Source organism: Candidatus Sodalis sp. SoCistrobi (assembly GCF_900143145.1).
In the GTDB taxonomy this organism is placed as follows: domain Bacteria; phylum Pseudomonadota; class Gammaproteobacteria; order Enterobacterales; family Enterobacteriaceae; genus SoCistrobi.
On the sequence record NZ_FRDB01000149.1, the window covers coordinates 1 to 7,467 of the forward strand.

Here is a 7,467-nt window from a genome sequence, read left to right on the forward strand (position 1 = left end):
TGCTCATGCTGAGTTTCCAGCACTAGATTAACTGCCCGTTCACGGACTTCCGGAGAGTAACGTTTGGTCGTTGTCATAGAGACCTCCACTTTTAAAGTATAGACTCTAATTTATCCGGGGTGATTCAGTTGCCCTGTTGTCGGCGCTGGCCGCCGTTGGCCGGGTTTATGTCGGCCCCCTCGCCGGCTGGTTTGTCGAATTGCACGGCTGGGCCTGGTTTTATCTCTTCTCGGTCGCCATCTCGTTTCCCGGTCTGGGCCTGCTTTTGCTGTGCCGCGCCACCCTGACCGTCACCCAGCAAACCGGCGAATTCCTGCGACGCGGTCATTTCAGCGCCGGTTATCGCCTGGCGCAGCGCCTGCTGGCGGCCGGTGGCGCGCTGTGGGCCGGCGCGCTGGTGCTGCTGCTGGCCAAGGCCGCGGGCTGGGTCACTACTGGCACCATGATGAATTTATGTTGGGAAATAGGTGCCCTTCTGCTCACGGTGAGTATACTCATGGGGTGTATCCTCGATTATCGCGCCATGAAACGATCCCGCTAGCCGGAGCTCGGGGTTGAGTCGTCTCTGCTACGGGCAACGCGACGAGGAATAAAATCTGGCGACGGCGTTCAGATATTGGCTTATTACTATTCTGGCTAAAGGTCATTTTTTTATTTATGTCGTAGACGTGACAGTTTATCGCCTCTACTATTTTACAGGGTGCCTATTTACGTATTTGTAGTTTCTTTGTCAAAGAATGATATTGATTTGTTAACACGATGATACAGATTACACCCCGTTATTCTTTCCGTTAACGGAATCGGGGGGGGTCGACGGTTAATTCTCTAAGCCTTTGTCGCGATTAATATTTTGTCATCATTCCCAACAGGTGTGACACGCTTGGCAGAATGCAGAAACATGTTTCTGACATAAGCTTAAGCGTGTTTACAGTACTGCAACCTTCCCGTAAAATGCCCCCACACAAGAAACGACATTAGAGCACATTTTATTGAGGTCGTTAGATGAGACTCAGGAAATACAATAAGTATTTAGGGATGTTGTCGCTGTTTAGCGTCGCCGCGTTAGTTAGCGGTTGCAGCGACATGGTGTTAATGAATCCCAAGGGACAGATTGGACTGGAGCAACGTTCATTAATACTGACCGCCCTCGGGCTGATGTTGATTGTCGTGATACCCGCTGTCGTTATGGCATTTGTCTTTGCCATCAAATACCGCGCGTCAAATACCAAGGCGACGTACAGCCCCAACTGGTCCCACTCCAGCAAGGTGGAACTGGTGGTGTGGACGGTACCCATCCTTATCATCATCTTCCTGGCCACCCTGACCTGGAAGTCGACCCATGCGCTGGATCCGAGCAAACCCATTGCCTCGGAGGCCAAACCTGTCACCATTCAAGTTGTCGCCATGGATTGGAAATGGCTGTTCATTTACCCCGAGCAGGGCATCGCTACGGTAAACGAAATCGCTTTCCCGGCTAACGTGCCGGTGAAGTTTGAAATTACCTCCAATTCGGTGATGAACTCGTTCTTTATTCCCCAGTTGGGCGGCCAGATTTATGCCATGGCCGGGATGAACGCCACCCTGCATCTTATCGCCAACGAGCCGGGCAGCTATAAAGGCATTTCAGCGAACTTCAGCGGCCGCGGGTTTTCCGGTATGAAATTCACCGCCGTCGCCACGCCAGATCAAGCCGGTTTCGACGAGTGGGTTCAGAAGGTCAAGGCATCACCGGAAACTCTTGGCACCATGGAGGCTTACGAGCAGCTGGCGGCGCCGAGCGAATATCATCCGGTCGAGTACTTCTCCAGCGTTAAACCCAGTCTGTACCAGGATGTGATCGGCAAATTCATGGGCAAGGGGACGAGTATTGCCACCACCCAGGACGAAGGGATGGACATGAACATGGGTGAACACTCTCACGCGGGTACCGAGGAATAATAACGATGTTCGGAAAATTAACGTTTGATTCGGTTCCGTACCATGAACCGATCATTATGATAACCGTCGCCGCCATCATTGTGATTGGTTTGGGGCTGGTGGCCGCCATTACCTATTTTGGTAAGTGGCAATATCTTTGGCATGAGTGGTTCACCTCGGTAGACCATAAGAAAATCGGCATCATGTACATGATCGTGGCGTTCGTGATGCTGCTGCGCGGCTTTGCCGACGCCATCATGATGCGTTCGCAGCAGGCGTTGGCCTCGGCGGGCGAAGCGGGCTTTCTGCCGCCGCATCACTATGACCAGGTGGTCACCGCCCACGGCGTTATCATGATAATCTTCATGGCGACGCCGTTCGTGGTCGGCCTGATGAACCTGGCGGTGCCGCTGCAAATCGGCGCCCGCGACGTTGCTTTCCCTTTCCTGAACTCCGTGAGTTTCTGGTTCTTCGTCGTCGGCGTTATCTTGATAAATGTCTCCCTCGGCGTGGGTGAATTCGCCCAAACCGGTTGGGTAGCCTATCCGCCGCTGGCGGGCAAGGAGTACAGTCCCGGCGTCGGGGTCGATTATTGGATCTGGAGTATCCAGATAGCCGGTATCGGGACCACCCTGACCGGCGTAAACTTCTTCGCCACCATTTTGCGGATGCGCGCGCCCGGCATGCCGATGATGAAAATGCCGGTCTTCACCTGGGCCGCGCTGTGCACCAACGTGCTGATTATCTCCGCGTTCCCGATATTGACCGTGACCATCGTACTGCTGACCCTGGATCGCTATCTGGGCACCCATTTCTTCACCAATGATATTGGCGGCAATATGATGATGTACGTCAACCTGTTCTGGGCCTGGGGCCATCCCGAGGTGTACATCCTGGTGCTGCCGGTGTTCGGCGTATTCTCGGAGGTGGTGGCTACCTTCTCGAAAAAACGCTTGTTCGGCTATACCTCGCTGGTGTGGGCGACCATTGCCATTACCGTGCTGTCGTTCTGCGTCTGGCTGCATCACTTCTTCACCATGGGCTCCGGCGCCAACGTCAACGCCTTCTTCGGCATTATGACGATGATTATCGCCATCCCGACCGGAGTGAAAATCTTCAACTGGCTGTTTACCATTTATCAGGGCCGCGTGGTGCTTAACTCCGCGATGCTTTGGACCGTGGGCTTTATCATCACCTTCTCCATCGGCGGCATGACCGGCGTGCTGCTGGCGGTGCCCGGCGCCGACTTCGTGCTGCACAACAGCCTGTTTCTGATTGCCCACTTCCATAACGTCATTATCGGCGGCGTGGTGTTCGGTTGCTTCGCCGGTATGACTTACTGGTTCCCGAAAGCGTTCGGCTATACCCTGAACGAAACTTGGGGCAAGCGCGCCTTCTGGTTCTGGATTATCGGTTTCTACGTCGCCTTTATGCCGCTGTACGCGCTGGGCTTCATGGGGATGACCCGCCGTCTGAGCCAGCAGATCGACCCCGTTTTCCATCCGCTGCTGATGGTGGCCGCCGCCGGCGCCGCGCTTATCGCGCTAGGTATCCTGTGCCAGGTCATCCAGATTGTGGTCAGCGTGCGCGATCGGGAACAGAACCGCGACCTGACCGGCGATCCGTGGGGCGGCCGCACTCTGGAATGGGCGACCTCCTCTCCCCCGCCGTTCTATAACTTTGCCATCGTGCCGGAAGTGAACAATCAACGCGATGTGTTCTGGGAAATGAAAGAAGAAGGGTCCGCTTATCAGAAACCGCTGGCGTATGAACCGATTCATATGCCGAAAAACACCGGCGCTGGCGTCATTATTGCCGCCTTTAGCCTGGTGTTCGGCTTTGCGCTGATCTGGCATATCTGGTGGCTGGCGGTCGTCGGGTTTGCCGGCATGATCGTGACCTGGATAGTTCACAGCTTCAATGAAGACGTGGATTATTATGTGCCGGTAGAGGAAGTCGAACGTATCGAGAACCGGCATTTTGACCAAATCAGTGAAGCGGGCGAGAAGAATGTCAACTAAGATCCTATCCAATCACGAAGCCGCCCATGCCGAGCATGGGCACCACGATGCGGGAGCCACCAAAGTATTTGGCTTCTGGATCTACCTGATGAGCGACTGTATTTTGTTCGCCACCCTGTTCGCCACCTATGCCGTGCTGAGCAATAGCGTGGCGGGCGGACCGACGGGCAAGGACATTTTCGAGCTGCCGTTTGTGCTGGTCGAAACCTTCTTCCTGCTGTTCAGTAGTATCACCTACGGCATGGCGATCCTGGCCATGTACCGCGGTGACAAGAGCCGGGTCAACGTCTGGCTGGGCCTGACCTTCCTGTTCGGCCTCGGCTTTATCTGCATGGAACTTTACGAGTTCCATCATTTGATTGCCGAAGGCTATGGGCCGGACCGCAGCGCCTTCCTGTCCGGCTTCTTCACGCTGGTAGGTACCCATGGTTTGCACGTCACCTCCGGCCTTATCTGGATTCTGGTGATGATGATCCAGGTTTCTCGTCGCGGTCTGACCCCGGTCAACCAAACCCGTCTGCAGTGCCTGAGCCTGTTCTGGCACTTCCTGGACGTGGTGTGGATTTGCGTCTTTACCGTGGTGTATTTGATGGGGGCACTTTAATGAGTCATGCATCCGCAGGGCATACTGGCGCCAGCCACGGCAGCCATAAGTCTTATTTGATTGGTTTTATTCTCTCCATCATCCTGACGGTGATTCCGTTTGCCATGGTGATGCAGGGCTCCGCCAGCGAAAGCACGCTGATCGCGGTGCTGGTGATTTGCGCAGTCGTGCAGATTGTGGTTCATTTGGTGTATTTCCTGCACCTCAGTACGTCGTCCGAGCAGCAGTGGAATCTGATAGCCTTTGTGTTTGCGGTGATGATCATCGCCATCCTGGTGGTCGGCTCCTTGTGGATTATGTGGTACCTCAATCACAACTTGATGGGCCACTAACAGTGCGCAACGGTAATGATTAAGCAATACCTGCAAGTAACAAAACCAGGAATTATTTTCGGTAATCTAATTTCTGTCATCGGGGGCTTCTTGCTGGCCGCAAAGGGTCAGATCGATTATGCCTTGTTTCTCGCCACGCTGGTCGGTGTGTCGCTGGTGGTCGCCTCGGGTTGTGTGTTTAACAACTATATCGATCGCGACATCGACCGGAAAATGGAAAGGACCAAGAACAGGGTCCTGGTGAAAGGATTAATATCCCTGAAAGTCAGTCTGGTTTACGCTACGGTGCTGGGTATTGCCGGTTTTGCGCTGTTGTATCTGGCGGCCAACCCGCTGGCCATGTGGCTGGCGGTGATGGGCTTTGTCGTCTATGTCGGCGTATACAGCCTGTATATGAAGCGCAAATCCGTCTACGGCACGCTTATTGGCAGTTTGTCCGGCGCCGCGCCGCCGGTCATCGGTTACTGCGCCGTCAGCGACCGGTTCGACACCGGCGCCCTGATTTTGCTGCTGATTTTCAGTCTGTGGCAAATGCCGCATTCCTATGCCATTGCCATTTTCCGCTTCAAGGATTATCAGGCAGCGTCGATTCCGGTCTTGCCGGTCAAACGCGGTATATCGGTGACAAAACACCACATCACCCTGTATATCATCGGCTTCATGGTGGCCACGCTGATGCTGACGTTGAGCGGTTATGCCGGCTACAAATACCTGATCGTCGCCGCTTCGGTGAGCGTCTGGTGGCTGGGCATGGCGCTGCAGGGCTATAAATCGGCCAATGACGATAAAGTGTGGGCGCGCAAGCTGTTCATTTTCTCGATCGTAGCCATCACGTCCTTGAGCGTGATGATGTCGGTTGATTTCATGGTGCCGTCCGCCACCAGCCTGCTCACCTACCTCGGCTAACTCTCGGCGGTAGCCCGTTCCGGCAGGGCGCAGGCCCTGCCCCTTTCCTCCGTTTCACTTCATAAACCGCCGGGGCGTTAAGCGCTTTTGGGTGCCGTGCCGGCTCGCACATCGCCTACGGGCGACGACGTTAACATCTGTTAAATATCATTCGATTTCCCGTTATGCGTTATGGCATTACAATGGCCCGGTAAGATTTTTCGAGGTAGTGATGAACGACACAAAAATGACCGGCATGGAGCTGCGCGCCACCTGGGGCCTGGGTACGGTATTTTCTTTGCGCATGCTGGGGATGTTCATGGTATTGCCGGTGCTGACCACCTATGGCATGGCGCTACAGGGCGCCAGCGAAGCGCTCATCGGCCTCGCCATCGGCATTTACGGGCTGGCGCAGGCGGTGTTTCAGATCCCCTTCGGACTGGTATCCGACCGCGTCGGCCGCAAGCCGCTTATCGTTGGCGGTTTGCTGATCTTTGCCCTCGGCAGCGCCATCGCCGCGCTGACCGACAGCATATGGGGCGTTATCCTCGGCCGCGCGCTGCAGGGATCGGGCGCCATTGCCGCCGCGGTGATGGCGCTGCTGTCGGATTTGACCCGCGAGCAGAACCGCACCAAAGCGATGGCGTTTATCGGCGTCAGTTTTGGCGTGACCTTTGCCATCGCCATGGTGGTCGGCCCCATTATGACCCATGCCATCGGTCTTAGCGGCCTGTTTTGGGGCATCACCGCGCTGGCGTTGGCGGGGGTCGCGCTCACCCTGTTAGTGGTGCCCACCGCCGGCGCCCACACGCTTAATCGAGAATCGGGCATCGTGCGCGGCAGTTTCGGCAAAGTCCTGGCCAATCCGCAGTTGTTGAAACTCAACGCGGGTATCTTTTGCCTGCATGCCATGTTGATGTCGAGTTTCGTCGCCCTGCCGCCCATGATGGCCCGTGCCGGCTTTATGCCCGGCGATCAGTGGAAAGTGTACCTGGTTACCATGCTGGTTTCATTTGCCGCCGTGGTGCCGGCCATTATTTACGCCGAAGTCAAACGGCGCATGAAGCGTGTGTTTCTGGGCTGCGTGACGCTGCTGCTGTTGGCCGAGCTGGTATTGTTCGCGGCGGGCGGACATCTCTGGGTCATGTTTGCCGGCATTCAACTGTTCTTTTTGGCGTTTAACGTCATGGAAGCCCTGCTGCCGTCGCTGATTAGCAAAGAGTCGCCGGCCGGCTATAAAGGCACCGCGATGGGCGTTTATTCCACCAGCCAGTTTCTCGGCGTGGCGTTTGGCGGCACGCTCGGCGGTTTTTTGTTTCAGCTCCAGGGCGCCTGGCTGGTCTTTCTGGCGGGAGCGGCGATAGCGCTTATGTGGTGGCTGGTGAGCACGACGCTGCGCGAGCCGCCCTACGTAAGCAGTTTGCGCATCGCCCTGCCCGAACATCAGGTGACCGATGGTCAATTGGCTCAGCGTCTTCAGGCGCAGCCTGGTGTCACCGAGGTGGTGGTGGTGCCCGAAGAGCGCAGCGCTTATGTCAAGGTGGATACCAAACAGACCAATCGCGCGGCGCTGGAAAAGACTGAATCACCCCGGATAAATTAGAGTCTATACTTTAAAAGTGGAGGTCTCTATGACAACGACCAAACGTTACTCTCCGGAAGTCCGTGAACGGGCAGTTAATCTAGTGCTGGAAACTCAGCATGAGCA

At 55.6% G+C, this 7,467-nt stretch carries 7 protein-coding genes; all 7 read left to right on the top strand.

Features of this window, described 5'->3' with window-relative positions:
• The first annotated feature begins 136 nt into the window (after nt 1-136).
• The 7 genes from CINSTRO3249_RS10645 (at nt 137) to CINSTRO3249_RS10675 (ending at nt 7,362) form a co-directional block, all read left to right on the top strand.
• On the top strand, nt 137-541 hold the full coding sequence (locus CINSTRO3249_RS10645) for an MFS transporter (RefSeq protein WP_074013264.1): 405 nt from the start codon (nt 137-139) through the stop codon (nt 539-541).
• Between the two features lie 461 nt (nt 542-1,002).
• Nucleotides 1,003-1,938 carry a cytochrome o ubiquinol oxidase subunit II gene (gene cyoA, locus CINSTRO3249_RS10650; protein ID WP_074013265.1) on the top strand — a complete coding sequence of 312 codons (936 nt, stop codon included), beginning with the start codon at nt 1,003-1,005 and terminating at the stop codon, nt 1,936-1,938.
• A 5-nt stretch (nt 1,939-1,943) separates the two neighbouring features.
• Nucleotides 1,944-3,938, top strand: coding sequence for a cytochrome o ubiquinol oxidase subunit I (gene cyoB, locus CINSTRO3249_RS10655; RefSeq protein WP_074013266.1), 1,995 nt, complete (start codon nt 1,944-1,946; stop codon nt 3,936-3,938).
• Nucleotides 3,928-4,542, top strand: a complete 615-nt coding sequence (locus CINSTRO3249_RS10660; protein WP_074013267.1) for a cytochrome o ubiquinol oxidase subunit III — start codon at nt 3,928-3,930, stop codon at nt 4,540-4,542. The genes cyoB and CINSTRO3249_RS10660 overlap by 11 nt, the downstream gene beginning before the upstream one ends.
• Nucleotides 4,542-4,874 carry a cytochrome o ubiquinol oxidase subunit IV gene (locus CINSTRO3249_RS10665; protein WP_074013268.1) on the top strand — a complete coding sequence of 111 codons (333 nt, stop codon included), beginning with the start codon at nt 4,542-4,544 and terminating at the stop codon, nt 4,872-4,874. Before CINSTRO3249_RS10660 ends, CINSTRO3249_RS10665 begins: the two co-directional genes overlap by 1 nt.
• 15 nt (nt 4,875-4,889) lie before the next feature.
• Complete coding sequence (gene cyoE, locus CINSTRO3249_RS10670) at nt 4,890-5,780, top strand: heme o synthase (RefSeq protein WP_074013269.1); 891 nt, start codon at nt 4,890-4,892, stop codon at nt 5,778-5,780.
• Between the two features lie 211 nt (nt 5,781-5,991).
• The gene (locus CINSTRO3249_RS10675; RefSeq protein WP_074013270.1) at nt 5,992-7,362 is read left to right on the top strand and encodes an MFS transporter; all 1,371 of its coding nucleotides are present in this window, start codon (nt 5,992-5,994) and stop codon (nt 7,360-7,362) included.
• Nucleotides 7,363-7,467 lie beyond the last annotated feature (105 nt).